The organism is Lysinibacillus sp. JNUCC-52, from assembly GCF_015999545.1.
GTDB lineage: Bacteria > Bacillota > Bacilli > Bacillales_A > Planococcaceae > Lysinibacillus.
Window position 1 is genome coordinate 836,360 of the sequence record NZ_CP065546.1, and the last position, 26,791, is coordinate 863,150.

Genomic DNA, 26,791 nt, shown 5'->3' on the forward strand with positions numbered 1-26,791 from the left:
TTTTCGGATCTGCCCCTTTTGCTACTTTGAATTGTGTGGGTCAAGTGCGTCTCGCAATGCATCCCCAATATAGTTAATTGATAAAACTGTACATAATATTAAAATACCTGGTGGAATCCAAAGCCACGGTTGATCCGTTAAAATCGAAATCGATTGGGCATTTGAAAGCATATTCCCCCAACTTGCATCTGGCGGCTGTACGCCTAAGCCTAAAAAGCTTAATGCTGCTTCATCTAATATTGCCCCTGCAACACCAGAAGTAGCGAAAATCAAAATAGGTGCAATGGTATTCGGTAAAATATGCTTAAACAAAATACGTGGCGTCTTATATCCTAGAGCAATACTTGCTTTCACATAGTCCGATTGCTTAATCGCTAAAACATTGCCGCGCACAAGTCGTGCTATACCTGGCCAGCCTAACACTCCTAAAATAAGAATGATATTCGTTAACCCTGGTCCTACAATACTAGCAACAACTAAAATAAACAAAATATATGGAAATGACATAAACATATCTGTAATACGCATAATAATCCCATCTATAATGCCACCAAAATAACCAGAAATTAACCCTAATACAGTACCAATAATCGCCGAAATTGCCACCGCACCAATACCTACAGCTAACGAAACACGTGCCGCATAAATGACCCGACTAAACACGTCTCGTCCTACTTGATCTGTACCGAGTAAGTGCTGCCATGAAGGTGGTGCACTAAATTCGCTTGTAATTTCAGCTGGATCAAAAGGTGCAATAAACGGTGCAAAAATGGACGCAATCGTTACAATCGCTAAAAACCATAGTCCAATTACAGCTAATTTATGCTTTTTGAATCTTTTCCAAAATAAGCTCTTCGTATTTGCTACAGCAAATTCTTCATTCCAAGTGACCGTGTGTTCTGTATCATACTGTTTTTTATTAAAATACCGTTTAAATAAACTCATCGTTTGCCACCCCCAACATAGCTTTTGCGAATACGTGGGTCGACAAATGCGTATACAATATCCGTTAAAATATTTGAAGCAATAACAATGAATGCAGCTACTAAGTTTAATCCCATAATGGTAGAGTAATCACGGCTCATAATGGAAGAAAGCGTAAGCTGACCAATACCTGGCCAGGAGAAAATTTGCTCAATTACAACTGCTCCACCAAATAAAATCGAAATCTCTAATCCGATAATTGTTACAATTGGAATTAAAGCATTTCGCATCGCATGTTTATTCACAACGAAAAATTCTTTTACTCCTTTTGCACGAGCTGTACGTAAAAAATCTTGTCCCATAATTTCAAGCATGCCCGAACGCACATAACGGATGTTTCTCCCAGCAACGCTTGCGACAAGCACTGTCACTGGTAAAATCATATGCCATAAAAGTGATCCGAAGCTTCCTTCAGCACCTAATTCTTTCATACCGCCTGAAGGTAACCAATTTAATTGAATTGAGAAAATATATACTAATAATAAAGCCAAGAAGAAGTTTGGAATGGAAACTCCTAAAAATGAACCCGTTACAAATGTATAATCAAGTTTCGAATATTGCTTCGTTGCACTATAAATGCCAATTGGAATCGCAATAATTAACCCTAATATTAACGCTGTTCCCATTAAAATAATTGTCGGACCCATTCGGCTCGCAATTAACTCGGTTACAGGCTCATACGTAATCATGGAATAGCCTAAATCGCCATGCAACACTAAGTTTTTTAACCAATTCCAATATTGAATGTAGGCTGGATCATTTAGTCCTAATTCTATCATTTTAGCCTGTCTTGCGGCCTCTGGTAACTTAGGGCTCACGAGCATATCGACAGGATTACCCGGTGCCATTCGCATAATAATGAAGTTAATAACCGATACACCAAATAAAACGGGGACGGCGATTAATAATCGTCTTAAAATATATCCTAGCATGCATCTGTCCCCTTTTCACGGCGAATAATACTTCGTTTTGTCGGATCTGGCTTCGGATAAGCATTTAATAATTTTTTTGTATAATCATGTTGAGGGTTTAAGAAAATTTGTTCTGTTTTACCCATCTCCACAATTTTGCCCTCATACATTACTGCAATACGATCACTAATATATTTCATTGCACCTAAACCGTGCGCAATGAATAAGTATGTTAACCCTAATTCATTTTGAAGCTGTTTAAACAAGTTTAAAATTTGCGCTTGAATCGAAACATCTAATGCCGATACAGGCTCATCACAAATTAATAATCTTGGTCGTAATGATAACGCACGAGCAATGCCGACACGTTGGCGTTGACCACCCGAAAACTCGTGTGGGTAACGGTCTTTTGCTGTCGTTGGTAGCCCCACTAACGCAAGTAATCGGTCTACTTCCTGCGCTATCTCATTCGTTGGAACTATTTTATGTACGCGTAGCGGTTCTGCAAGTAATGATCCGATTGTTTGTCTTGGATTTAAAGAAGAATATGGATCTTGGAAAACAATTTGGATTTGTTGACTTAAGCTAACGCGGTCTGTTCGATAATCCATTTGTTGACCATTAAATAGAATACGGCCCCCCGTTTTCGGTTCTAGACCGATAATCGTGCGCCCTAACGTTGATTTTCCACAGCCAGATTCTCCTACGAGCCCAACTGTTTCCCCTTCGTAAATTTCGAATGAAACGCCATTTACTGCTTTCACATAATCGGTTTTTAAATTCATAAAGCCTGTTTTAAACGGATAGTACGTTTTAACATCTTCTAATACAAGTAACGGAGAGTTGTTTTGCTCTGTTTCCTTTTTCATTTCTGCTCTCCTCCTTGTGCGACCTTTTGCCATTCAAAACATCTCGTTTTATGCCCTTTTTCAACTTCAATTAATGGTGGTTGCTGTTTTTTACAATGCTCTGTTGCAAAAGCGCAACGGTTTGCAAAACGACAGCCAACAATATTTTGATAACGTCCTGGTATCGTACCTGGTATTGCCTTTAATTGTTTTCCGTCAAAATCCATTGATGGAATTGAATCCATTAGGCCCATTGTATATGGATGTAATGGTCGTTCAAACAACGTAAAAACATCTGCTTCTTCGACAACTTGCCCTGCATACATAACGATGACACGATCTGCCATTTCTGCAACGACACCTAAATCATGTGTAATAAGTAAAACAGACGTCTGCAGCTCATAACACAATTCATTCATTAAGCGCATGATTTGTGCTTGTACCGTTACATCAAGTGCCGTTGTCGGTTCGTCCGCAATTAATAGCTTTGGTTTACATACTAAAGCTATTGCAATCATGACACGTTGTCGCATTCCACCTGATAAAGAGAATGGAAATTGCTTCATCACACGTTTAGCATTAGGTATACCAACTTTATCTAACATATTTTGAGCAATTGCTTTTGCTTCCTTTTTATCGACATCTGTATGGAGTAAAATGGCCTCTACTAGCTGATGGCCAATTGTAAAAACAGGATTTAACGCGGTCATTGGCTCTTGAAAAATCATTGAAATTTCTTTCCCTCGTAACGATTGAAATTCCTTATTAGAAAGAGCTGTTAAGTTTTTATCTTCTAATGTAATCTCACCTTGCTCAATTGAACCGCGTTTCCCTAATAGACGCATAATAGAGAGTGCTGTTACGCTTTTCCCGCTTCCCGACTCACCAACAATCCCCAATGTTTCACCTTTTTTTACATCAAAGCTAACATCGTCGACACTGACTACTTTTCCATATTCAGTTTCGAATGCCGTTTTCAGCTGTTTTACGCTTAGCAAACTCTCCATTAAAACACGTCCTATCTCTCTCTTTATTTAACAGTCCACTCGTGTACGTTAATGAACATACCGAAGTCGCTTGGTGTAGCGCCTTGAACTCGTTTATTAACTGCGCCTAATGCTGTTGTAGCATAAATTGATGGCATTGGTACTTCTTGTTGTGTTATTTCTTGTAATTCACCGTATAACGATTTAATTTTCACTTCATCTACTTCAGTCGCTAATGCAGCTAAAATTTCATTGACACGCTTATTGCTATAAGCGTTTGGATTACCTTCTCCTAAGAAGTAAGCAATATCCGGAAGTGGGTTAATTGGTGTAATGGATACTGTTAAAATCGCTAAATCATACTTCTGGCTTACAATTTCATCGATAATTGTACCGAAATCCATCATTTGGATTTCAGCTGTAATACCTGCCTCCCGTAGGTTTTCTACGATGATGTTTGCAGCTTGCTCTAACGTTGCATCACCTGATAATACAGCTAATTTCAACTTTTTGCTTGAATCCCATCTAGACTCAGCTAATAATTGTTTTGCTTTTTCTAGGTCATACTTAACTGGTTTCATACCTTCTTTTAAGTACGGGCTATTGCTTGGGAAGAAGCCATCTGTTACTTCACCAGCACCTTTTAATAAATTATCAATAATTAACTGACGGTTCATAGCATATGAAATCGCTTGACGTTGCTTCACATCTGGCACAACGTTTTCATTAATATACATATATTGTGTAGCTAATGGCTCACCATAAGCCGTGTTTAATGTATCTAAACCTTGCACATTTGCATAATCTGAAACGGGAATAACACCTGCTGAAGGGATATTCATATCAATTTCACCGCTCTTTAATTGAGCAGCAATTTGATTCCCTTGTAATACTTTAAAGTTTAATTGATCTAATGTAGAAGCACCTTTGAAGTAATCTTTATTTGGTACCATTTCTACAAAATGTGCACGATCCATTTTTGAAATGATAAATGGACCAGAAGTTACTGTTGGATTTTGCATGAAATCACTTGCATTTAGCTCTTCAACTGCAATTGTTTCAAGTTGTGCCTTCGGTAATGTTAATAAATAACGACCTACTGTATCTTGGAAGATGGATAATGTCGTTGGTTTTTTAGTTTTAATTTGAATTGTATCTTCATCTAATTTTGTAACGCCTGAAATAGAAGTGGAACCTTGTGGTAAGTAACCACTATCATCTAAGCCTTCAACAATTGCAAACATATAAGCATAGTTTGACGCCACAACAGGGTTTGCCATTAATTTCAATGTAAAGATTACGTCATCCGTTGTAATATCTGTGCCATCTGTCCATTTAGCTTCTTTGTTTAAATTAATTGTAAATGTTTGATTATTTTCTGTTGTAATTGAATCAGCTAGCATTGGCTGATAGTTTAATTTTGAATCTAAATCAACTAATGGTAAAAATAATAAATTTGAAACATAAGTAGAAACTAATCCACTAGGTTGTAACGGATTAATGTTGCTAGCTGGATACGTAACACCGATATTAATAACATTTTTATCGCTGCTCTTCCCTTCAGAAGAAGATTTATCGTTACCACAAGCTGCTAAAACAACTAGTACTACCATTGTTAATAACGCTAACATAACCTTTTTTGAGTTTTTGAACATTGCTATTTCTCCTATTTCTCTAATTTAGATGCTTTATTATGAATCCAATGAAATGATTTGCTTTTCGCCTGCCTTCACTTTACTTTCAATGCGATTGCTCATAGGTGGCATCGGACAGTTAAAGTAAGGTGAAAATGCGCATGGCGGTAAAAAGGCTTTATTAAAATCAAGAAGCACTGTATCATCGTCTAATAGTTCGATGATTAACATACGACCCATACCGTATGTTTCGTTACCACTTGTTGCATCTTGGAAAATAATAATTGAGTGTAGTCCAGATTGAAAAGGTCGTAATCTATATAGCGCTCCGTCAATTTCCACTTCAATAACACCTATTGATTCATGACTACGCGCTGCACGATTGTCATCTCCCGTGTGAGAAAACTCAATCATCGAATCATCTTTTATAAGCTTTCCATTATAAATTGCTTGTTCGTTTAATTCGTACGAATCAATATGACTAAACGTTTGAAGTGCAGAGCTGTTTTCATCCCAAATGGCTAGTAAATGCATAGAGCCTGGCTGACTTGTGGCCATTGCAGAAATGCCGTTAGTAGTTTGAACGATAGTTTTATCCGCAATAATATTCACCATACCTTCCACTAGCACACCGTTTATAAATAATTGGTCTTCAGCTAATGCCGTTATGGTAAGACCTGGTACAGATAGGTTTGTCGGCTTCCAGCTTCCAGCAATTTGTTTAACTGTTGTTTCACTCGTTAACTCATGCATTGCGATTAAACTTAAATCGCCTTGTGCTCCCGTTACTTCTAAATGACGTTGTTTATGCCAGGCTTGTAATGTGGTATGCATCTTGAATCAGTCCTTTAATAAAAATTCTCGTACTACGATTAAGAAGTCTTCATGCTCTTCGATGAATGGCATATGCCCACTCTCTTCAAATACAGTTAATTGCGAATTTTTAATTAATGAATGCATTACTTCTGACTGTGTTAACGGTGTAATCCAATCGTGACGGCCCGCTACAATTAATGTAGGCACTTCAAGGTTGGCAATTTGTGAGCGTACATCGTATTGTGGCATTAAATGTTTGAACGTATAGTTTGTAATTTCTAAGGAACCGATTGGACGACTTCCTGTATCGCCACCTAGTTCTTCCTGATAGTTGTACCAGTATAAATCCCAGCAAATATCCCACCATTGAATTAAATGATCGTCGTCACGGATGTTACCTTCAAATAACTCTGGAATAGTTTGAATTTGTTTTTCCGTTCCAATTCGTTGTGCAAACTCTTTAGCTTCCTTATAGAATTCATAGCTTGGTGCAGTATTAATTAATAAGAGCTTACTCACTGATTGCGGGTAGCGCGTAGCAAATACTTGGGCAATCATCCCACCGAAAGAATGGCCTAGCACAGCAACTTTTTCTAAGCCTAAATAATTGCGTAACGCTTCGATATCATCTGCTAACTGATCAAATGTTGCTGTCGTTACATCTACACGCTCTGATTGACCATTGCATCTTTGATCTAAATAAACAATCTGATAGAATTCTGATAGTGGCGTTAACCATGGCTTGAAATCAGAGTGATCACTACCTGGTCCACCATGTACGGCAATAAGTACTGGTTTTTTCACCATTTTTGGTCCTACCGGAATATACCCTGAACCTTCTACGTCAAAATAAATTTTCGTTCCATTTATCGCAGCAAACATTATTTTCCCCACTTTATCAAATAAATTTTATTTATATAATTATTAAAACTACTTTGTTATTATCTTAATTCCTATTTGTTTAGTCAAGTTTTTTGTTAAGAGAAATACTATTACAAATAATAGAGTAAAAGTGAATAAAATTATAGTTATTTTTTCATAAATTACTACTGATTATGCTCATATAACATATTTTCACTTAGGTGAAATTAGTTTTACACTCGTTGGTAACAATTCGAAGGGTAAAACATGAGATTAAAAGATATTATCTAAAGATAAAATAATTTAACTGCAAAATATGAAGATTTTCAAAAAAATATAAAAAAGCTCAAATAACTAGTAAGTTATTTGAGCTTAATCTATCTATCTTTCTACATCCTGTCTTAACACTTGAATTTCTTCAAACGTTAAACTTGTTAACTCCATAATCTCTTCATTGCTATTTCCTTTTCCTATCATTTTTCTTGCAATGGCTTTTATACCTTCTTGAATGCCTTTTTGCATACCTTCTTGAATGCCTTTTTCAATCCCTACTTGTTCTGCATGGTATTTTGCATCTTCTAATGTTGCCACTTCGTCAATCATAAATTTGACTCGTGATTCGTACGCTATAATGGATTCTGGATCTTGACTTAGTTCTTCCCACGCTTCAAACGCTTCACGTAAGTTTCTGTCTTTCATCGCTAATTCCTCCAATACTTTATAAATATCTTCATATACTTTCTGCTTGCGACCATCTACCATAACAAGCAATAGCAACCATTTTACGATTATATCTTCAATAGGATTTAGTTCTTCCATTTGCCAAGCCTTTAAAAATTTATTCATTTCTATAAAATGAATTTCTAAAACATCATCTGATTTTTGTACACGCTGTAAAGTCTTATCTTCATATAAATGATACGTACTATGATAATGAGCAATATCTTTGAACAATGTAAAATCACAAATATTTATAGTAATGGTTGGATTCAGTGTATAATAACCTTTTCCTTTTTGTAACTGCAAATTATACAACCTTGACCAATAAAATAAAGTTCGTTTGAACATGTCATTTTTATTCGCTAATTGTATTTCTATATTAATTATATCTTCTTTTTCTGTTTTTACGACAATATCTAAGCGGGATTGTTTATCCTCTTTATACTCCCCACCTACTTCATGGTTGATAAACGTTATTTCTTTTATTTTGTTGCTACCTGTCCAGTTTAATATAGCATTCAGAAAAACAATTGTTAGTTGTTTATTTCGTTCACTACCAAAAAGATGCTTAAAAGCAAAATCAATCTTTAAATCCATTAGGTTTTTTAGTGGTATTCGACTAAGAACTTGATACTTCATTACTCATCAACTCCTGTCCTAAATATTATATCCTACTTCTAATACTATTTTTATTAGTCTATTTAGTTTTGTTTAACTGTGACATCCGTCAATTTTTTTATTGTTCATCGTTCTTCTCATTCACAAACGAGTAAAAAATTGCTCACATCACTAATTGCTTTGTTTAAAATCTTCACCTTGTTATGTGATAATCATTCTCATTTATTATATCGTAATGAGAAAATCCATTCTTGTCAAAATAAAAAACACCCTGTTTATTTGCAAGGAGCACTAGCTTAAATACACCACTAAATTTCAATAGTACTATATTGGGAATATACTGTTATCGCGATTCTATTATCAAAAATATCTACAAAAAAATCATCTTATCTCTTAGAATGCTAAGAGATAAGATGATTTTTAAACAAACTTTCCTGTAAAATAAAATCTTTTTACTTCTATTAATACGCACTATAAGTTTTTAGATGTTAGAAACCCCCAAGCAGTGTGAATTCATATTGCCCTACTACACTGTTGGATTTTCTAGTAAAATAGCAATGCCTTGTCCGCCACCAATGCATAGGCTTGCTACGCCGTATTTAACACCTCGTTTTTGCATTTCTAATGCAAGCGAGTAAGTAATACGTGCTCCACTTGCACCGACTGGATGCCCAAGTGCAACTGCTCCGCCATTGACATTCACTTTTTCTTGATTAATACCTAACTCCTTTAAAACTGCTAATGACTGTGCAGCGAATGCTTCATTTAGTTCAAACAATCCGATATCCTCTAATGTTAAATTTACTTTTTTCAATAATTTACGAATCGCTGGAGCTGGGCCAATTCCCATCATTGTTGGATCAACACCTGCCGTTGCGGAAGTGACGATTTTTGCTAATGGCTTTAACTGATGCTCCTGTAAGTAAGCTTCCGATACAAGAACGATTGCTGCGGCACCGTCATTAATACCACTTGCATTCCCTGCTGATACCGAGCCGTCTTTTTTGAATGCTGGTTTCAGTTTTGCTAAAGCTTCCATCGAAATTTCTTCGCGTATATGTTCATCCTCAGTTATCTCAATCATACCTTTACGTGTCTTTACTAATACTGGTGCAATTTCCTCCGCAAAACGACCTGAATGACGAGCTTCCGCTGCACGTTTATGTGAGTTGTAGGAGAATGCATCCTGTTCTTCACGTGATATTTCATATTTCTCCGCTAAGTTTTCAGCCGTCATCCCCATACCACATCCTGCAACCTCATCATATAAAGTCGCCCATAACATATCCTCTACGATTGGTGCTTTATTTGGCGATCCAAAACGTGTACCTCGTAAAACTTGGGGTGCTTGACTCATATTTTCTGTACCCCCTGCAATTGCAGCTTGAATATTCCCAAGTTCAATTTCCTGCGATGCAGTCACAATTGCTTGTAAACCCGACCCGCATAAACGGTTAACCGTAAGTGCAGTACTGTCCTCCGTTAAACCACTTTTTAATCCGATGTGTCGAGCTAGATATGCCGCTGAACTTGTTGTTTGAATGATATTGCCAAAGACGATTTCTTCTATCTGATTTGCCTTTAGCCCTGAACGATGTAATGCTTCTTTCACAACGACAACACCTAGATCAATATCAGTTGTATTAGCAAAGACACCGCCAAAAGAACCAAATGCTGTTCTACTACCATTTACAATATATACTGCCATCATTACTCCCCCTTTTTTACATTCCACCTGAAACATTAAGCGCTTCGCCAGTTATAGCCGTTGCATCCTTTGAAGAAATGAAATATACACTATCTGCAATTTCTTCAGCTGTAATAAAACGTTGCATTGCTTGTTTCGGATACACAATTTCGTTTAATGCCTCGGCTTCAGTCATACCTCTACTTTCTTCAAGATCTTTTAATTGTTTCACCAGTAAAGGTGTTTTCACTGGTCCTGGTAAAATGGCATTTACTGTAATCCCATATGCAGCACCTTCAAGTGATGCTACTCGTGTTAAACCAATTACACCGTGCTTCGCAGCGACATATGCCACTTTTTCTGGTGTTGCCAGCTCACCATGTACGGAAGAAATATTAACTATACGGCCATGTTTTTGCTTTTTCATATACGGAAAAACATATTTCGTCATTAAAAACGGGCCTTTTAGCATGACATTTTGAAGTAAATCCCACTTTTCTTCTGGAAAATCTTCAATTCTAGCACGGTATTGTAGGCCTGCATTATTCACCAATACATGAAGTTCATGATTTTCACAAATACTATTTATTACATGTTGGATTGAACTGGCATTTGAAACATCTAGTTCAACCGCTTCAACCTTTCCAGGATATAAGTCTGCCACTGCTTGTGCAGCTTCTATCTTTAAATCTGCAGCAAAGACATAATCGCCTTCTGTTACAAACTTTTTCACCATTGCTGAGCCTAGACCTCCACCTGCACCAGTCACTAAAATATTACGCATGTTCCATCCCCCTTTGAATAGTAGTAAATGTTTTTAGCTGTTGAATTAACGAACGATCACGCTCGATTACATATTCATCTAGACCTTTTCCAGGATAATCAAAGAAACCTTTAGAAGACTTTACACCAAGGTAGCCTTGTTCAGTTTTATCATTAATCACACTATACGAACGAACTTTTGATTCAATTGCAGGCTGTAATTGATCTAATACTATTCCCCAGACGTCCAATCCACCAAAATCAATAATCTTCAATAATCCACTAGATGCAAATCGGAAACCTGGGCCTGCGAAGATTGCTTTTTCTAAATCCTGTTCAGAAACTACACCGTCTTCTAACAATGCTAATGCTTCACGTGCTAATGCTACTTGAATACGATTGGCTACTAGCCCTGGTACCTCAACTTGAACTTTAATGGTCACTTTGCCCACTTGTTGCATTAATGCGTCAACTTCATCATACGTCTCTTGTTTTGTATCAGGACCTTTTAGTAGCTCCACAAGCGGTACAATATGAGCAGGGTTAAAGAAATGTGTTAACATCACTTTATCTTTCCGCTTCTCTACATAACGAACAATTTCTGAAAGTTTTAGGCTGGAAGTATTTGAGGTTAATATTGTATGTTCAGCACAAACCTCATCAAGTCTTTTAAAAATTTCCTGCTTGAGCTCTAGATTTTCCGTGGCAGATTCTATGACCAAATCACAAGTAGCAAGCTCTTCGATTTTTGTAGTAAAGGTTAAACGATCCGTAATGGTATGATCCGAATCTGCGAACACTGTCCCCTCCTCCCTGAAAATCGTCAAATAGGTTTTCAGTTTTTCACTAGCTAATTGTAGAGATTCTTCGTTAATATCTTGTAAAATAACAGGCATTCCATTTGTGATAAATTGAAAAGCAATACCAAACCCCATTGTTCCTGAACCTATAATTCCTATTTTTTGAATCATCTTTCTTCCCCCTTAAGAATTAATATAATAAAATTGCTGCTATTAGCATTGGAATACTTGCAATTAATGGCGCAATAACCGAAACGACAAAGATATGTTTATAAGCATCTTTATGGGTTAACTTTGAAGCTACTAAAATTGTAATAACAGCTCCATTATGTGGTAGCGAGTCTAGACCGCCCGAGGCAATTGCGGCTACTCTATGCATAGCATCAGGATTTAACCCCATTTTCAAGTAAGTTGATGAAAGGGCTTCCATTGCAATTCCTAGTCCACCACTTGAAGACCCCGTGATGCCAGCAAGCGCCGTTGTTGCTAGGAAAAGTGATATAAGCGGACTACCTGGAATTTGTGCCATCGCTTCATTAAAAATACTAAAACCTGTCGTAATCGCTATTACTGAACCATAGCCAACATCCGCACTCGTATTAATAATAGGTAGCACTGCTGATACAGCACCTTCGTTAAGCGAATTTTTCTTCACTTCAATATATTTCCAAAATAAGACGGTTGTTAATAATACAACACCCATTAGTGTGTAAATGATTTCAACCTTGAAGATATTCAGCGCGACTAACAAGGCAATTGGCGGAACTAAACTAAGAATTGCATTTGGTAATGTACGCCCCTCATAAATATCTTTAATACCTTCCTTACCATTATGATCAGGGTTTGTCATCCCCGCATAAGTTTCCTTGCGCTGTTCTGAACGTTTTAATGCAAATTTCATATACCATAGGTTTATCGCAATAACGAAAACTGCTGCGATAATCCCTAATAATGGAGCTGCCGTAACCGTTGTACCAAGATAGTTTGTCGGGATAATATTTTGTACAGAAGGTGTTCCTGGTAACATCGTCATTGTAAAGGTTCCGATACCTGTAAAAAATGCTGCCATAAATAGATGCCACGGAATATCTAACTCTTTAAATAACGGCTTCGCAATTGGTAATACTGCAAAAATAACTACGAATAAACTTATGCCGCCATACGTTAAGAACGCACAGATAACCATAATTGCTACTAACACTTTATATTTACTATCTTTTCCGATAATTCGAAGTAGTAGATTAGCGATTTGACGAGCTGCACCACTATCATCCATTAGCTTACCGAACATCGCCGCAAATAAGAAAATTAGAAAATAATTTCGAACGTAATTGATAAAGCCAGTCATATACGTTTCTTGGAACGTTTCTAAAATCGGAAACCCATTCGTCACCATAACGAATAAACTTACAACTGGAGCAATAATGATAATACTAAATCCTCTTAGTGCTAATACGATTAATAGAATTAATGAAATTGTAATCGTAATCAAACTCCACATAGGCTTCCTCCTTCAATTAGATACTAATTTTCCGTTTTAATGGTAATCCAATGCGTGATTCTAATTCTTCAAATGTTAAATCTCCATAAATATCCTTTAGAATAATCTCACCATCTTGGAATAAAAAGTTCGCATATTCCGTTATAAGTTGATTAACACGCCGTTCGCCGCTAGAATCCAACGTCAATGTTTCTACTAGTTTAGAAGAACCATTTTTGGTAAAAAGGGTACTTGCTACAATTACTTTCTTCGCACCAGCAACTAGATCCATAGCGCCCCCTACACCTAAAATTGGTTGATTGGGTACAGACCAGTTTGCAATCTCACCATAACGATCAATCTCTAGTGCTCCTAGAACAGCTACATCTACATGTTTTCCACGAATCATCGCAAATGAGAAAGCGCTATCAAAAAATGCTGCTTCTGGCGTAATAGTGACAGGAGCTTTCCCTGCATCTATTAATTCTATATCTTGCTCGTTTTCTCTCGGTGGAGGACCCATGCCGATTAACCCATTTTCAGTTTGGAAATATATTTTTTTATCTTCAATATATTTAGAGACTAGCGTTGGAATTCCCACACCTAGATTGACTACATCGCCATCTTTTAGCTCATCTGCTATATGCTTTGCAATAATTTCCCGACTATTTAGCTTCAACATAGGCTCCCCCTTGTTTGATGTACTTACTTTCAATGATGTAGTCTACAAAAATATGTGGTGTAATAATTTCTTCAGGGCTTAACTCCCCTATTTCAACGATTTCATCGACTTCCACAATGACTATTTCTGCAGCAGTTGCCATTATTGGGTTAAAGTTTCTTGCAGTTGTGTGATAAACCAAATTGCCAGCTTTATCGGATTTTGCAGCTTTAATAAGGGCAATATCTCCTTTTATGGCCTTCTCAAATAAATAACGAACACCATCAATCTCTCGAACTTCCTTTCCTTCTGCTAGCCTTGTTCCAACACCAGTGGGTGTGTAAAAACCACCAATGCCAGCACCTCCACTTCGAATTGCCTCTGCTAAAGTCCCCTGTGGCAATAAATCAATTTTCAAATTCCCCATTGACCAAGCCTTAATAGCTTCTTTGTTAATCGTGAAAAATGAACCTATCGCTTTATCAATTTTTCCTGCTTCGAACACTTTATAAAGACCTTTGCCTTCATCCCCAAGATTATTGCTGACAACTTCATAATTTCCTGCCTCAAACTTCGCAACAGCATCTAATAATGTTAACGGTGTACCTGAAATGCCAAAACCGCCGACTAATAGACGCATAGAATCCTTAAACAAAAATTCTAGCTCTTCAGCTTTTCTCAGTTTTTCCACTTTTACTATCACTCCTTATTAGACTAGACTATAGTCTGATGATATAATGGGAATAAATAATAGTCAAACATTTTAGAAAATTCTTTCTTTAAGGAGCGAGAAACAATGGATTTAGAGAATAAAACAACAAAAGGTATTCAAACACAACTTCACATTATGAGCGTAGCCCTCGAATTATTTAAAAAGCTTGGCTACGATAATGTATCGGTGGATCGAATAGTCAAAGAAAGTAAAACATCAAAGGGGTCCTTTTATCAACATTTCCCTTCTAAATCAAGTATTTTTATGATGCGTTTTATGGAAATGGACAAAAGTTATGTACATATTTATGAGGAAATAAAGCAACAATATACTTTAGCAATAGAACGATTGGAAGCCTTCTGTCTAGCCGTATTCCGTTGTATTGAGGAAGAAATGGGAAAGGATTTAATGCGCGTTATTTACTCGGCTGCAATCATAAGTAATGAGCATACTTTTTTCACAAATGAAAATCGTAAATTGTATGTGATATTGCACCAAATAATTGAAGAAGGAAAAAAAGATAACTCCATTCGACACATTGAATCGACAGAAAAATTTTTTCAGATGATTGTACAAAGTTTGATGGGAGCCATATATTATTGGGGCTTGCAGTTAGATCATGCAAAATTAGAGGACTTAGGAAAACCTTTAATAAAACATCTCATAACAAGTCTACGAAACTAGCTAATAATTTTAAAAATAGAGACTGTGAAAAAATAAATCTTATTTTAGAAATCTGCTAGCTTTTTGAATTGTTATGCCAATATTGACATGTGTTTGCTCATATTTTCTGTAATGCTGTAGGACCATAATAAAAAACTCCTCAAAATGAAGCTGCTTTGGGGAGTTAGTTTTATATTGCCTATTTTACAATAAAATTATTTTGCCATCTGTTGAGTAATTTCAAATCTTTTCTTAGTCTTGTGTCTTTTGTACATATAAGAAAATAGTTTAATATATTGGCCGACAAGTATAGCGTTTAAAACCGTACCTTCTCGAATAAACATAATTTTACCTGCTAAAATCAGTCCGAAGATTAATGCTAAAGCAAGTAACGTCAAGTCAAAACACGTTTTAACATTCCCCCATTTAAATCCTGTCCTTAGCTGAACAGCATTAACAAAATTATCAATCGGCATTAGGACAACCTCCGATTGAAGCATAAGGAATACACCAAAAGCTAAAAATGCATCTCCAACAACAAGTGTTAAAAATTTGGTCCAATACTCTGGAAGTTCTAGGTAAGTAAATGTTAGAGAGAGATTAAAATCTAAACAAACTGCAAATATCGCCGATGCGACTAGTCCCATAATATGATATAGCTTAAACCCTTTTCTGTAGACTAAAAATGCTAGCACTAACATGATGCACTCTAAAATAAAATTTGCCCTTCCCTGTGTTAACCAATCAAAATGAACTACAAAAACTCGTTGAAAGGCACTTTGAGGTGAAATTCCAATCCCCGCTGTTATGGCTAAACTAACACCAATTGATAAAATATAAATACCAATGATATAAACAATCCATCGTTTTAATAAACTGTTTCTATCCGATTTTAAAACGCTTTCATTTTGCATAAAAATCCTCCCTTTCCCCCTTATGAATTTCAATAGCACTGGTTAATCATTTTATATTTCGGGTAGAACATATAGCAGAAAGTGCCTCTTCGAAAAAAGTTATTTTTCACCGAATAGGAATTTTTTCGGATGTTTCACTATCAATCTTAGTTGCGGGATTTATTTGCTCTGGCTAATTAGCTGTAAGTCTTATTTCATAAGGCGGAATCGGTGTAGAGAAATAAATAGACTTAAAAGTTTATTTACGACAGGTTCACCTTCGTTGTGATTACCCATTTCTTCTAAAGCCACATCAATGGCATCCGCACTTTTAGTTAATTCATCCACAGTCATGTTCGCCATGGCGCCATAAATTTCTAGTGGCATGACACTCTTTATTGCCTTATCAACGGTTACAATACAGGCTCCTGAATATTTATCTACTTCTTTTGCACAGAAGCACATCTCGTCACTTTCTTGTCCGACGACAACGAAATATGGTGATGGAGCTGACCAGAAAGTTGCAACTGCACCTTGTTCGACATAGACACCTTTAAATAGGCCATTCACGACATGACGTTTTCCATCTGCATAACGTTGAATAACAGACAGACGGCTGAATTTTTCACCTTGATATTCTGGAACAATCTTGCCATTTACCATTGGCACCCAAATTTCTTGATGAAACTTTTCATGGCCGCGACCATATACATCGAATAAATAAACTTTTGCTTTAGTCCCATCTTCGGAAACTTCAAAAGGGACAATATCTAACTCAGACGGTGTTAAATCATTTAAACCTGGTACGCCCTTTGTACACATGGAAGAGTAATCTATCTCTACCTTCTTTAATAATTTTTTGTCTTTCGCTATCAATTCGCCATCCTTAAATACATAAAGAGGATTTATTTTTGATAGGCTGTCCGTCAAGACAATGTCTGCAAATCGTCCAGGTGTTAAAGAACCAATTTGATTTTCCATATGGTAAGATTTAGCTGTATTTAATGTTGCCATCTTGATAGCTTTAATCGGGCTAATCCCCATCTCCGTACATAGGGAAATAATCCAATCCATATGCCCCATCTTAAGCAACCTTTCAATGGAAATATTATCGGTACATAACATAAAATTATCTGTTGGAAATTTGCGGTCTACAATGGCACGAAGTAATGTTTTAATTACTTCACTGCTTCCTACACCAAACTTAATTTGGGTTGGAAAACCGTAACGAATGCTTTTCTCAATATCGTCCGCATTCCAAACGTCATGATTATTGGATGTACCGATGGCAGGCAAATAGTTTAAGATCATATCTGGAAGAGCAGTCAAGCCCCAATGCCCATTCATGAATCCCCCTTTTTCTCTTACCCAGGAAGCCTTTTGGAAGTCATCTTCATCTCCCTTACTATAGGTAAAATGTTCGAATTCACCTAACCCAATTACAGGCTCCATTTCTAATACTTCCTTTGTTACCGATGCAGCTACTTTTTTCCCTGGGGCAAATGCATATAATCTGTAGGGCAGTTTTTCATAATCTCTAAACAAACCTTGTGCCGCTTTTACACCATCTTCACCTGCTGCACTTAACAGGTCTAGTGTCTCAGCAAATATTGTCGTTGTTCCATTAGGGACCATTGCCTCGCCAAGTGCTACTGGATGTGCTAGCTGAGATTCAAAATGCAAATGTGCATCAATCAATCCTGGAATCGCATAAAGCCCTTGTCCATCAAATACATCCTTCACTTTTGTAGCTACTTCATCAGGATTTAGCGCTATAATCCGCTTATCGTAGATTAATAAAGACCCTTGAAAGATAGTTTCGCCATGCACATCCAAAATGTTTACATTTTTAATTAGGCGATCTGCTTCTTTTGTGCCGTTTAAAATGTCGTAAATATCCCGTACTTTTTCAAGATGATTTATTTCTTTTTGTTTCATAGTAACCTCTCCCTTTCATTCTCTGTTTTCTTTTTTATAAGAAGAGCATAGCTCTTAACTTATCGACAATTACTCTTTAGTTAAACGTTTAACTAATATTGAGATAGCTTGGTTAAACGTTTAACTAAACGGTACACTTACATTCTTTGAAAAGGTTAAACGTTTAACTAAAATACTGTATTCACTTTTAAATCGGTTAAACGTTTAACTAATTTGGAATTTCACTTTCATTAAAGTAGTTAAACGTTTAACCAATAGGTTTAGACTATTTCTATTGAACTTTTATAAATTCAAGAAGATTTCCGTTCAACGATAAACGGTTCCAATACAGTTACGGATTCAAACTTTTCTTTTTGAATTTCACTTAAAATAATCTCAGCACTTCTTATGCCTAATTCCTGATTTTGCAAGTCTACACAAGTTAGCTCAGGTGTAGAGATTTGCGATAATAAAGAATTACCCAAACTTAATACAGCAATATCCTCACCTATCCGAACGTCAGCTTGAACTAGCGCTTTCGTCAAATAAACCGCACTCAACTCGTTAAGCACAAAGGCACTATTAATATTATTTTGAAGAAGGATTGGCACACAATCTTTCGATAAGTCCATATTATCGTCGATTTCTATAATCATAGGCTTTTGCTTAACCTTGCTAGCTTGACTAATCCCAGCCAAAAATAAATCTAGTACATCGTTAGGTAGCTTTTTGTGAACTAAAGCCATTTGATTTTTACCTTTTGAATATAAATACTCCGCCCCTATTTTACCAGCCTTGCTCAAATCGGGGTACACAATCGGAAAACCAGCATATGGGATACATCTATTTGCATAGACAACGGGAATACCACATTCGTTTAAAAAACTAGGAATATTATCTTTAAATGATAGATCAGAAAATAAGCCAATAATGATAATTCCTGCCACCATATTTTCACGCATTAGTTGTAATATTTCATTTTCACTTATATTTAGGTTGTCTACTTCATAAATAAAGAGATTATAATGATGTTTTCCTAAAGTTTGACTGATTCCAGAAGTGATTTCTGAATAATAAAGGCTATTAATCTTTGGCAGGATTACCGCAACATTTGTAGTTTCCTTACGTTTTAATGCTTTCGCAACTATATTTGGTACATATCCCAACTCTTTAATAGCGACTTGAATTCTTTCCTCTGTTTCTTTTTTCACAACAATATTTTGATTTAAATATCTAGAAACGGTACAAGCGCTTACATTAGCATGTTCTGCAATATCTTTCAAAGTTGTCATATCCATTCTCCTTGCCTTTAGTTAATCGTTTTAGTAAAACGTTTAACCTTTAATAAACATAAAATATCACGTTAAAAGTTTAATAGCAAGAAGATTCTGTTTATTTTGTAATTTAAATTTCTAAACACCGCATATATTTCCATTAATAAAAAGACAGGACGCAAACTCGATACAAGCGAGTTTGCTTCCTGTCTTTTGTTCATGTTACATTTTTTTTAATTTTTCATATTCAAGCTGTAATTTTTCGATACGTTTTCGGCCTTCCTCGCGGTTTCTTGCTGTTTCTGCTTGGATTTGCTTTGTTTCTTGAATGCCAGCCATAATTGTTTGCCATGTAGTTTCAATTGTTTCGATTTTAATGCTTGGGCTACCAGCAGCGCGTGCAATATTAACACTGTTTTTGCTAATGTTTTCTGCATTGCGCACAAGCATTTCATTTGTGCGGCGATCTAGCTCACTCATTGAATCTGAAATAAGCTTTTGACGCTTTAATGTTACAGCGTGAATTAAACCTTGTTTAAAAATTGGAATAGTCGTTACAAATGCAGAGTTTATTTTACCAATTAAATGGTTATTACCTTGCTGCATTAGGCGAATTTGTGGAGCAGATTGGAATGATACTTGCTGTGCCATTTCTAAATCATAGCGTCGTTGCTCAAGTAATTCTACGGCACGTTGCATCGTTTCGAATTCCATTGCAGCTAGTTGATCACCTGTTTGGGCTTTTTGCTCTAACATTGGTAACGCTGTACGAACTTCATCTGCCTTTACTTCAATTGCCGCAATAAATTTACTTAATGTTTGGAAATAGTCTAAGTTTTGGTCGTATAAATTTTCGAGGTCTATCGTATTGCGTTTCATTTCAACTTCATACTTTTGAATTTCACGGTATATTACGTCAACTTCTTTATTCATGCTGTCATATTTTGATAAAAATCGTTCTAACTGTTCTTTGCCTTTGTTAAACAGCTTTGTAAGGAAGCCTGCTTTTTTCTCTTCTGCAAAATCTTGTGGATCAAATTTATCCATCACTTTATTTAAGTTATTTAATAGTACACTGGATTCTTCAAGCTTACTAGCTTTCATTGTCGCCAACATTTTATCTGAAAAAGTAGAAATGCCATTCGCCGTTTCTTTTCCTAGCTCTAACATAGCAATTTGATCTTTTACGTCTATTTTTTGAGCAAGCGCATGAACTTCTGGGTCCTTCTTTAAAATAAGCTGGTTTTGTGCAATTTGTGATAGCTCTTGCTCAGAAACCAATGTCGGTGTTTGCACTGATTCAGCATGCGTTATTGGATTCGGTTGTAAAAGTGGATTTTCAGTTGCGAATGGATCTTTTGATTTAAATAGGTCATTGTTCATTTCAGACATAAGTAATACCCCCTGCGATTAATCTCTTCTATTACATACGAATAGTAGATGAAAAAGTTTCACCTCTTTCGCGTTAGTTAAAGTTTCAGTCTAATGGAAAGACTGTTTAGCTTCATTTGCCATAAAGTCCATCATTCCTTCTTCCCAAGTATAGCTTGTTTGAACTAAAAATTCGACTGCTGTTTCTTTCTAGTGACAGGCACTCAAACAATTCTCAAACAATTTTTAAACAATTTATTAAAAAAGCAGCTACATGTATAGCTGCTTTCCATCATTCATTATGTTGTTACTTTTAATACCGTTTTGAACTTTTGAATTACGCCGCCTGTACTATATGTTAAGACGCTACGTTTATAGAATGATAAGCTAAATAAATATGCTACTATAATTGTCACAATTAAAATGCCAAGTGATAGTAATGGCTCAATTACCCCTATATCTGTCGCACCAATACGCATTGGCATCACCATTCCTGATGTGAACGGAATATAAGAGAAAACTTTAATAATAATCGTATCGGGATTACCAATGCCCGACAGCATTACATAAAAGCCAATTAGGGTAATCATCATTGCAGGCATTAGCACTTGACCTGCTTCTTCAACTTTAGACACTAATGAGCCGAATAATGCACCGACAATTAAGTACAATACAATTGTTAGCAGTAAAAATAGAATTGCATACAGCACATAGCCGAGCGATAATTCCTTCACAATACTTGCCGCCATTTCCCAAATAACGCCGTCTTTTGCGAACTTTGCGTAGATTAGGAAGACTACTGCAATTATCGCCATTTGTGTCATGGCCAGCAGCAGAACACCTGCGATTTTTGCTTTAAAATGCGTAGCAGGTTTCACACTTACTAATAGCATTTCCATAGCGCGTGAGCCTTTTTCAGAAGCAATTTCAGTTGTAATCATTGATAAGAATGTGGAAATAAAGAAGTAAATCAATATACCGACAGCATAGGATACCCATAGCCCAGATTGTTTTTCTTCCTCACTTTTCCCACCAGTCGTTTCTTCATTTAAATTTTTATTTGATATAATCGTTTTGGCAGCCATGATTTGCGCTGCTTGTTCTGAAGATAAAGATAGTTTTTGTACAGCGTAATGCTGCCCAGCATATTGCAATAACGATGAAATCGTTGATTGATCATTTAATTTCAAAGGCTTAAATGTTGAAATTTCTGCATGCAACTGACCGTTCTGATCACTTACTTCCACAATAGCAGCAAGTTCCCCATCTTTTACTTTTTGCTCTAACTTCTCTATATTTGTCTCATCTTGAATAAACGCCATATCACTATTTGATACAAATATTCCGTTTAAATCGGCTGATGTATCATTAACAATCGCGATTTGCTGCGCTTCATCGTTACCAGTAAAAAGTTCCTTTATATCTGACCAAAAAATAGCAACAGACATTGCAAGTACATATAATAGCGTCATTAAAATAAACGATTTGGATTTCAATTTTGATTTATATAATTGCTTCATTAACAAACTAAATTTCGACAACGCTGCCACCTACCTTATCTTTAAAAATTTCATCCAGTGTTAAATAGTCTAAACTAAATTTTTCAATGTACTTACCTGCAGATAAATATTGGAAAATACTTTCAGCATAATGCTCATCCTCTAGCATTAACACCGTTTGCTCTTTTTCTACACGTACGTCTTTAACCCCTTCCAGCTTAAGTAATTCGGTTGTAGAGTAATGCGTTCGTACAGACAGCTTCGTTTTACCATACTGTTTCTTTAAATCTAATAAACTGCCAGAAAAAAGTGAAACGCCCCGCTTTAAAAGACATAAATGATCGCAAAGTTCTTCGACATTATCCATTTGATGACTTGAAAATAAAATCGTTGTTCCTTGTTCTTTTAGCAGTAAAATGGCATCTTTTAGTAAGTCTTTATTAACTGGGTCGAGACCACTAAAAGGCTCATCTAAAATTAAAAACTGTGGTTTATGAATAAAGCTTGCAATTAACTGTACCTTTTGTTGATTTCCTTTGGACAACGTTTCCGCTTTATCTTTACGTTTTTCTTCTAAATCAAAACGGCTAATCCAAAAATCAATATCCTTCTGAAGCTCTGCTTTTTTCATCCCTCGTAGCTCTCCAAAAAAGTAAAGTTGCTCCTCAACTTTCATTGTAGGGAAAATGCCTCGTTCTTCTGGCAAATAGCCAAGAACATCACGGTTGATTGAATTAACGGGCTTGCCATTCCATGATATTGTGCCAGCTGTTGTTTCCTGTAAATCTAAAATCATACGGAATGTCGTTGTCTTGCCCGCCCCGTTTTGACCAATAAGTCCAAAAATCTCCCCTTTTTCAATTGTAAAATTTAAATTATCAACCGCTGTGAAATCTTTGTATTTTTTTGTGACATGCTGTAATTGTAATGTCATCCTTTATCCTCCTTACCCTTCAAATATATGTAAATCAAGTTCTAGATGCTTTTTTCGTTTTTGAATTTTTCTAATTGGTACATACATTAAAAGCCCTAAAAAGACATTCAAAAAACCAAGATTAATAGACATAAACGCTACTGGTGACGCTGTTAGCCCCGTAAATATATTGAAAAAACCTATTAAAATACTAAGAATAGCCATTGGAATAAACAGCCTACTAATTGATTTTAAATATTTTATTTTAGAAGGTGCATCTGAGTATAATTCAAATGCTCCATCAGCTGCTTCTTTACGATAATATGCCCACACACCAAATTTAGAAACACATTCAATATTCAACGATTCTAAAAATTCACAATAGTCTTTCTTTTCACCAACTACTAATTCATTTCGATAAATATACTTTCCAGGCTCGCCTTGTTCGAATACAAAGAAGCTAATTATATTTCTTCGTAAATGCCAGCCTTGCGCAGCCATTTCATTAACCCATTTCTCTTCTTTCTCATAGTCCAAAAAGAAGCGAAATTTAATTTTTTTCATATCAACACCTCTTATAAAAAATGCGTTTTAGGCTTTTCCATTTGTTATACGGATACCATTGTCAAAAAGTTCCCTTAATCGTAAAATTTCATATTCTATTACATTTTTCCCACTTTCCGTAATTATATATTCCTTCTTACGCCCATCACCATCTAATGCTTCGATCCATTGTCGTTCCAACAATGTTTTAATAGCGCCATATATCGTGCCTGCACCTAGGCGAACACGACCTTTACTCATTTCTTCAACTAATTGCATAATGCCATAGCCATGTCGTGCTTCGAATAATGCTAATAAAATATAATAAACCCCCTCTGTTAAAGGCGGATATTCCTGTGCTTGTGTCATAAAAATACCTCCCTCTATATCGCCAAACAATATATCGACTGACGATATAAATAAAATATATCAGCGCCCGATATAGTTGTCAATGACAAAACTAACGATTGATTGATTTTAAGCTATTGCTATTAGAAATTACTCATGGTAACATGTAAGTAACCACTTGCATTGGAGGTTGTTTTTTATTGACAACAAAAGAAACAGCAGAACGAATCATCGAAGCAGCGATTCAGTTAATTAGTGAAAAGGGCTACACCGCAGCGACAACGAAGGCAATTGCCGACTTAGCACAAGTCAATGAAGTAACGATTTTCCGCCACTTTGGCAATAAACAAGGGATTCTAAAAACCATTGTGGATAGATTTTCCTATAATCCTATTTTGCAAAAAATGATGCATGAAGAGGTGACATGGGATTTAGAAAAAGATTTAAACCATTTTTCAATGAAATATTTTGAATATATGATGTCCATAAAGGACCTTGTGATGATTGGCTTTAAGGAATCAATGCAATTTCCAGAAATCAGTAATGAAATAGCAACAGTTCCCCTTATCTTCAAAAATGAGTTAATTCAGTATTTCGAGGAGATGCACCATAAAGGGAAAATCCGTGAGGTCAACTTTGAAGCCGCTGCACTATCTCTTATTGCCCTGAATTTTGGTCACTTTATTTCACGCGCTCGATTAGGTACTACCGTATCTACCCTACCAACTGAAGAACTCATTAACACAAGTGTTGCAATTTTTTCTAGGGGATTATCTTCCTAGAAAAAATTTTCCCCAAAATGCAAGTAAGCACTTACTTATAGGAGGTTTATTATGAAAGCATTACAAGCGTTATTTAACATCCGTGAAACTTATATTGGCATTTTTGCTACTATTGCTTTTCAATTAATATTTTTTACCATTTGGATGACCGCATACGACGGTATAAATGATCGAGCAGAAAATTTAACGATTGGCATTATTAGTGACGACTCATCCGTTGGTCAAGAAGTGATAAACGGATTAAAGGAATCATTGCCATTTGCAACGAAAGATTTCACTTCAATTGAACAAGCAGAAAAGGATTTGAATCAACGTCATATAAATATGATCATTCACATTCCAGCTGATTTTTCAGCTCAAATACAGGCAGGAGCAGAAGCTAACATTATTTATTCCATAAATCAAGCGAACGCAAGTCTTGCTAAAACAATGATGGAGAGCGTAGCAAATCAAGCTACAGTGGAAGTCAATCATAGTCTGTATCCTCTACAACAAGGAGAGATAATAAAGACATTTTCACAGCAGTTTTCTCAGCTACCTTTGGAACAAAATACAGCATTAAAAATTCAAGATACTGTTGCCACTACCATTATGAGTGTAAAAGACCAAACAGTTAAATCTACTATAATTAAAACAAATGAGGTCAAAGGATTTGCAGCAAATTTTGTGCCGTTAATGGTCATTATTTCATCATTTGTCGGAGCAATGGTAATGATTATGCAACATCAGCAGGCAGCAGAAATCGTACAACATACCGTTTCAAAATGGTCTTTATTTTTCGCTAGACAGCTTGTAAATATTGCTGTTGCTTTTGTTCTTCCATTACTAACAATTGGATTGATGCATCTATTTTCTATTTCGAGTGCGGAAAACTTTTTCACTATTTATTTTTTCCAAGCTTTCATGTTTTGGGCTTTTCTATGTTTAGCACAAGTCTTTGTTATCGTCTTTGGTAATCTTGGCATGGTCTTTAATATTTGCGCACTTTCGCTACAGCTTGTTACTTCTGGCGTACTCGTACCAAATGCTATGCTTTCAGACTTTTACCATCGCCTCGCTTCCCTATTACCAGCAACTTACGGCGCAGACGGCTACTATACAATCATTTTTGGCGGTAGCTCAGAAAGTCTAAGAAATAATAGCAGTTCGTTAGCTATTATCATTGCTGTCACACTAGTCATTGCAAGTATTGCCGTTGCCCTGAAAAAATCTAAAATAGAACAAAATCCAAGCGTGCCTAGCCTTCAGCAATAGAACAAAAAAAGCTTGGACAAAATGAAAAAGTGTTTGATTGGCTATTATCAATCGAACACTTTTTTGCTAAGATTCAATTAAATACTGGAAATTATCACTGTTTAATCGGCGTTTTCCTAGATTTATCGATAATTGTCTTAACTTTCATCAAAACGTAAAATTGCCGCAAGCTGCTGATTTAGTTCAATCGCACTTTCTTTAAAATCATGACGGTACCATTCAATAATTATGCCAATAATTGCATTTGCTTGATAGGCACTATAGAAATCCGTTTTTATTTTTCCAATTTTATTTTGTGCTAAGTCTCTTTTTAATAACGATTGGATTTCATCAAATAACATATAATAATAGGTTAACGGTACATTTTTCGAAAAGACGATTCGATAAAATAGTTTAAACCGTTCTATATGATGAAAAATACGAATTGTATTTGGATCTAGCTTATTTTTAATAATAGTCGTCGATGCTACACGATATGGTTCCTCATAGGAATTATATAAATCCTCGACAATTTCCTGAAAATATTCCTCGAACAGTTTCTCTTTTTGTTCATAGTGCAAATAAAATGTACCCCTATTTACATTGGCCACACGACATATTTCAGCAATCGAGATATTTTCTAGCGGTTTATGACTTAACAAAGTAAGCAAGGCATTATGTAACGCTTGTTTTGTTTTAACTACCCGCAAATCATGAATGGTCAAAATTTTTACCCCCTTATTGTACAAATATTTTAAATGTGTTGATTACTGAACAGTTCTACGAATTCTGCATATTGAAATCGCTTACATGAGTATTATAATATTTTAATGAACACATGTTCAATACATAACCAGTGGTAATAGATGCCCATG

Annotated in this window: 26 protein-coding genes; 3 read left to right on the top strand and 23 right to left on the bottom strand. The window is 35.9% G+C overall.

Annotation, left to right across the window (positions count from 1 at the left end):
- Positions 1-21: 21 nt before the first annotated feature.
- The 14 genes from opp4C to JNUCC52_RS04585 all read right to left on the bottom strand — a co-directional run bounded on the left by opp4C (position 22) and on the right by JNUCC52_RS04585 (position 14,459).
- Complete coding sequence (opp4C, locus tag JNUCC52_RS04520) at positions 22-945, bottom strand: oligopeptide ABC transporter permease (protein WP_337981526.1); 924 nt, start codon at positions 943-945, stop codon at positions 22-24.
- On the bottom strand, positions 942-1,916 hold the full coding sequence (locus JNUCC52_RS04525; protein WP_337981527.1) for an ABC transporter permease: 975 nt from the start codon (positions 1,914-1,916) through the stop codon (positions 942-944). The genes opp4C and JNUCC52_RS04525 overlap by 4 nt, the downstream gene beginning before the upstream one ends.
- Complete coding sequence (locus tag JNUCC52_RS04530) at positions 1,910-2,764, bottom strand: ABC transporter ATP-binding protein (protein WP_337981528.1); 855 nt, start codon at positions 2,762-2,764, stop codon at positions 1,910-1,912. The genes JNUCC52_RS04525 and JNUCC52_RS04530 overlap by 7 nt, the downstream gene beginning before the upstream one ends.
- Positions 2,761-3,750 (bottom strand): ABC transporter ATP-binding protein, encoded by a 990-nt coding sequence (locus tag JNUCC52_RS04535; protein WP_172771129.1) that lies wholly within the window; start codon positions 3,748-3,750, stop codon positions 2,761-2,763. The genes JNUCC52_RS04530 and JNUCC52_RS04535 overlap by 4 nt, the downstream gene beginning before the upstream one ends.
- 23 nt (positions 3,751-3,773) lie before the next feature.
- Positions 3,774-5,384 (bottom strand): ABC transporter substrate-binding protein, encoded by a 1,611-nt coding sequence (locus JNUCC52_RS04540; RefSeq protein WP_337981529.1) that lies wholly within the window; start codon positions 5,382-5,384, stop codon positions 3,774-3,776.
- A gap of 36 nt (positions 5,385-5,420) precedes the next feature.
- The gene (locus JNUCC52_RS04545; RefSeq protein WP_337981530.1) at positions 5,421-6,197 is read right to left on the bottom strand and encodes a DUF1684 domain-containing protein; all 777 of its coding nucleotides are present in this window, start codon (positions 6,195-6,197) and stop codon (positions 5,421-5,423) included.
- A 6-nt stretch (positions 6,198-6,203) separates the two neighbouring features.
- Complete coding sequence (locus tag JNUCC52_RS04550; RefSeq protein ID WP_337981531.1) at positions 6,204-7,061, bottom strand: alpha/beta fold hydrolase; 858 nt, start codon at positions 7,059-7,061, stop codon at positions 6,204-6,206.
- 360 nt (positions 7,062-7,421) lie between these two features.
- Positions 7,422-8,399 carry an Rpn family recombination-promoting nuclease/putative transposase gene (locus JNUCC52_RS04555; RefSeq protein WP_337981532.1) on the bottom strand — a complete coding sequence of 326 codons (978 nt, stop codon included), beginning with the start codon at positions 8,397-8,399 and terminating at the stop codon, positions 7,422-7,424.
- 505 nt (positions 8,400-8,904) lie between these two features.
- Positions 8,905-10,089, bottom strand: a complete 1,185-nt coding sequence (locus JNUCC52_RS04560; protein ID WP_337981533.1) for a thiolase family protein — start codon at positions 10,087-10,089, stop codon at positions 8,905-8,907.
- Positions 10,090-10,102: 13 nt separating this feature from the next.
- Positions 10,103-10,849 carry a 3-hydroxybutyrate dehydrogenase gene (locus JNUCC52_RS04565; protein WP_172771123.1) on the bottom strand — a complete coding sequence of 249 codons (747 nt, stop codon included), beginning with the start codon at positions 10,847-10,849 and terminating at the stop codon, positions 10,103-10,105.
- Complete coding sequence (locus tag JNUCC52_RS04570) at positions 10,842-11,798, bottom strand: 3-hydroxyacyl-CoA dehydrogenase family protein (RefSeq protein ID WP_172771122.1); 957 nt, start codon at positions 11,796-11,798, stop codon at positions 10,842-10,844. Before JNUCC52_RS04570 ends, JNUCC52_RS04565 begins: the two co-directional genes overlap by 8 nt.
- A gap of 19 nt (positions 11,799-11,817) precedes the next feature.
- Positions 11,818-13,128, bottom strand: a complete 1,311-nt coding sequence (locus JNUCC52_RS04575) for a GntP family permease (RefSeq protein WP_172771121.1) — start codon at positions 13,126-13,128, stop codon at positions 11,818-11,820.
- Positions 13,129-13,144: 16 nt separating this feature from the next.
- Positions 13,145-13,789: a 3-oxoacid CoA-transferase subunit B gene (locus tag JNUCC52_RS04580; protein WP_172771120.1), complete on the bottom strand. Its 645-nt coding sequence runs from the start codon at positions 13,787-13,789 to the stop codon at positions 13,145-13,147.
- A complete protein-coding gene (locus JNUCC52_RS04585; protein ID WP_255639716.1) occupies positions 13,773-14,459 on the bottom strand; it encodes a CoA transferase subunit A in 687 nt (228 codons plus the stop codon). The genes JNUCC52_RS04580 and JNUCC52_RS04585 overlap by 17 nt, the downstream gene beginning before the upstream one ends.
- Positions 14,460-14,564: 105 nt before the next feature.
- On the opposite strand from JNUCC52_RS04585, the gene JNUCC52_RS04590 reads away from it, so the two are divergent.
- Positions 14,565-15,164 carry a TetR/AcrR family transcriptional regulator gene (locus JNUCC52_RS04590; protein WP_172771119.1) on the top strand — a complete coding sequence of 200 codons (600 nt, stop codon included), beginning with the start codon at positions 14,565-14,567 and terminating at the stop codon, positions 15,162-15,164.
- A gap of 194 nt (positions 15,165-15,358) precedes the next feature.
- On the opposite strand, the gene JNUCC52_RS04595 is transcribed toward JNUCC52_RS04590, so the two are convergent.
- The 8 genes from JNUCC52_RS04595 to JNUCC52_RS04630 form a co-directional block, all read right to left on the bottom strand.
- Positions 15,359-16,057 carry a YczE/YyaS/YitT family protein gene (locus tag JNUCC52_RS04595; protein ID WP_337981534.1) on the bottom strand — a complete coding sequence of 233 codons (699 nt, stop codon included), beginning with the start codon at positions 16,055-16,057 and terminating at the stop codon, positions 15,359-15,361.
- A gap of 189 nt (positions 16,058-16,246) precedes the next feature.
- The gene (locus tag JNUCC52_RS04600; protein WP_337981535.1) at positions 16,247-17,974 is read right to left on the bottom strand and encodes an amidohydrolase family protein; all 1,728 of its coding nucleotides are present in this window, start codon (positions 17,972-17,974) and stop codon (positions 16,247-16,249) included.
- Positions 17,975-18,264: 290 nt separating this feature from the next.
- Entirely contained in the window at positions 18,265-19,245 is a 981-nt protein-coding gene (locus JNUCC52_RS04605) for a LacI family DNA-binding transcriptional regulator (protein ID WP_172771116.1), read from the bottom strand.
- Between the two features lie 204 nt (positions 19,246-19,449).
- Positions 19,450-20,619 (bottom strand): toxic anion resistance protein, encoded by a 1,170-nt coding sequence (locus JNUCC52_RS04610; protein WP_337981536.1) that lies wholly within the window; start codon positions 20,617-20,619, stop codon positions 19,450-19,452.
- 278 nt (positions 20,620-20,897) lie between these two features.
- Complete coding sequence (locus tag JNUCC52_RS04615; protein ID WP_337981537.1) at positions 20,898-22,139, bottom strand: ABC transporter permease; 1,242 nt, start codon at positions 22,137-22,139, stop codon at positions 20,898-20,900.
- Positions 22,126-23,031: an ABC transporter ATP-binding protein gene (locus tag JNUCC52_RS04620; protein WP_337981538.1), complete on the bottom strand. Its 906-nt coding sequence runs from the start codon at positions 23,029-23,031 to the stop codon at positions 22,126-22,128. The genes JNUCC52_RS04615 and JNUCC52_RS04620 overlap by 14 nt, the downstream gene beginning before the upstream one ends.
- A 12-nt stretch (positions 23,032-23,043) precedes the next feature.
- On the bottom strand, positions 23,044-23,574 hold the full coding sequence (locus tag JNUCC52_RS04625; protein WP_337981539.1) for a DUF2812 domain-containing protein: 531 nt from the start codon (positions 23,572-23,574) through the stop codon (positions 23,044-23,046).
- A 27-nt stretch (positions 23,575-23,601) separates the two neighbouring features.
- Entirely contained in the window at positions 23,602-23,922 is a 321-nt protein-coding gene (locus JNUCC52_RS04630; RefSeq protein ID WP_172771111.1) for a PadR family transcriptional regulator, read from the bottom strand.
- A 179-nt stretch (positions 23,923-24,101) separates the two neighbouring features.
- Between JNUCC52_RS04630 and JNUCC52_RS04635 the strand changes: the two genes are divergently transcribed.
- Entirely contained in the window at positions 24,102-24,683 is a 582-nt protein-coding gene (locus tag JNUCC52_RS04635; RefSeq protein WP_337981540.1) for a TetR/AcrR family transcriptional regulator, read from the top strand.
- Positions 24,684-24,734: 51 nt separating this feature from the next.
- On the top strand, positions 24,735-25,937 hold the full coding sequence (locus JNUCC52_RS04640; RefSeq protein ID WP_337981541.1) for a YhgE/Pip domain-containing protein: 1,203 nt from the start codon (positions 24,735-24,737) through the stop codon (positions 25,935-25,937).
- Between the two features lie 137 nt (positions 25,938-26,074).
- On the opposite strand, the gene JNUCC52_RS04645 is transcribed toward JNUCC52_RS04640, so the two are convergent.
- Positions 26,075-26,641 carry a TetR/AcrR family transcriptional regulator gene (locus tag JNUCC52_RS04645; RefSeq protein ID WP_172771108.1) on the bottom strand — a complete coding sequence of 189 codons (567 nt, stop codon included), beginning with the start codon at positions 26,639-26,641 and terminating at the stop codon, positions 26,075-26,077.
- Between the last annotated feature and the right edge of the window lie 150 nt (positions 26,642-26,791).

Bases quoted from the DNA above. Each gene is read 5' to 3' on its own strand.
- opp4C (WP_337981526.1), bottom strand. From the start codon at position 945: ATGAGTTTATTTAAACGGTATTTTAATAAAAAACAGTATGATACAGAA.
- JNUCC52_RS04525 (WP_337981527.1), bottom strand. From the start codon at position 1,916: ATGCTAGGATATATTTTAAGACGATTATTAATCGCCGTCCCCGTTTTA.
- JNUCC52_RS04530 (WP_337981528.1), bottom strand. From the start codon at position 2,764: ATGAAAAAGGAAACAGAGCAAAACAACTCTCCGTTACTTGTATTAGAA.
- JNUCC52_RS04535 (WP_172771129.1), bottom strand. From the start codon at position 3,750: ATGGAGAGTTTGCTAAGCGTAAAACAGCTGAAAACGGCATTCGAAACT.
- JNUCC52_RS04540 (WP_337981529.1), bottom strand. From the start codon at position 5,384: ATGTTCAAAAACTCAAAAAAGGTTATGTTAGCGTTATTAACAATGGTA.
- JNUCC52_RS04545 (WP_337981530.1), bottom strand. From the start codon at position 6,197: ATGCATACCACATTACAAGCCTGGCATAAACAACGTCATTTAGAAGTA.
- JNUCC52_RS04550 (WP_337981531.1), bottom strand. From the start codon at position 7,061: ATGTTTGCTGCGATAAATGGAACGAAAATTTATTTTGACGTAGAAGGT.
- JNUCC52_RS04555 (WP_337981532.1), bottom strand. From the start codon at position 8,399: ATGAAGTATCAAGTTCTTAGTCGAATACCACTAAAAAACCTAATGGAT.
- JNUCC52_RS04560 (WP_337981533.1), bottom strand. From the start codon at position 10,089: ATGATGGCAGTATATATTGTAAATGGTAGTAGAACAGCATTTGGTTCT.
- JNUCC52_RS04565 (WP_172771123.1), bottom strand. From the start codon at position 10,849: ATGCGTAATATTTTAGTGACTGGTGCAGGTGGAGGTCTAGGCTCAGCA.
- JNUCC52_RS04570 (WP_172771122.1), bottom strand. From the start codon at position 11,798: ATGATTCAAAAAATAGGAATTATAGGTTCAGGAACAATGGGGTTTGGT.
- JNUCC52_RS04575 (WP_172771121.1), bottom strand. From the start codon at position 13,128: ATGTGGAGTTTGATTACGATTACAATTTCATTAATTCTATTAATCGTA.
- JNUCC52_RS04580 (WP_172771120.1), bottom strand. From the start codon at position 13,789: ATGTTGAAGCTAAATAGTCGGGAAATTATTGCAAAGCATATAGCAGAT.
- JNUCC52_RS04590 (WP_172771119.1), top strand. From the start codon at position 14,565: ATGGATTTAGAGAATAAAACAACAAAAGGTATTCAAACACAACTTCAC.
- JNUCC52_RS04595 (WP_337981534.1), bottom strand. From the start codon at position 16,057: ATGCAAAATGAAAGCGTTTTAAAATCGGATAGAAACAGTTTATTAAAA.
- JNUCC52_RS04600 (WP_337981535.1), bottom strand. From the start codon at position 17,974: ATGAAACAAAAAGAAATAAATCATCTTGAAAAAGTACGGGATATTTAC.
- JNUCC52_RS04605 (WP_172771116.1), bottom strand. From the start codon at position 19,245: ATGACAACTTTGAAAGATATTGCAGAACATGCTAATGTAAGCGCTTGT.
- JNUCC52_RS04610 (WP_337981536.1), bottom strand. From the start codon at position 20,619: ATGTCTGAAATGAACAATGACCTATTTAAATCAAAAGATCCATTCGCA.
- JNUCC52_RS04620 (WP_337981538.1), bottom strand. From the start codon at position 23,031: ATGACATTACAATTACAGCATGTCACAAAAAAATACAAAGATTTCACA.
- JNUCC52_RS04625 (WP_337981539.1), bottom strand. From the start codon at position 23,574: ATGAAAAAAATTAAATTTCGCTTCTTTTTGGACTATGAGAAAGAAGAG.
- JNUCC52_RS04630 (WP_172771111.1), bottom strand. From the start codon at position 23,922: ATGACACAAGCACAGGAATATCCGCCTTTAACAGAGGGGGTTTATTAT.
- JNUCC52_RS04640 (WP_337981541.1), top strand. From the start codon at position 24,735: ATGAAAGCATTACAAGCGTTATTTAACATCCGTGAAACTTATATTGGC.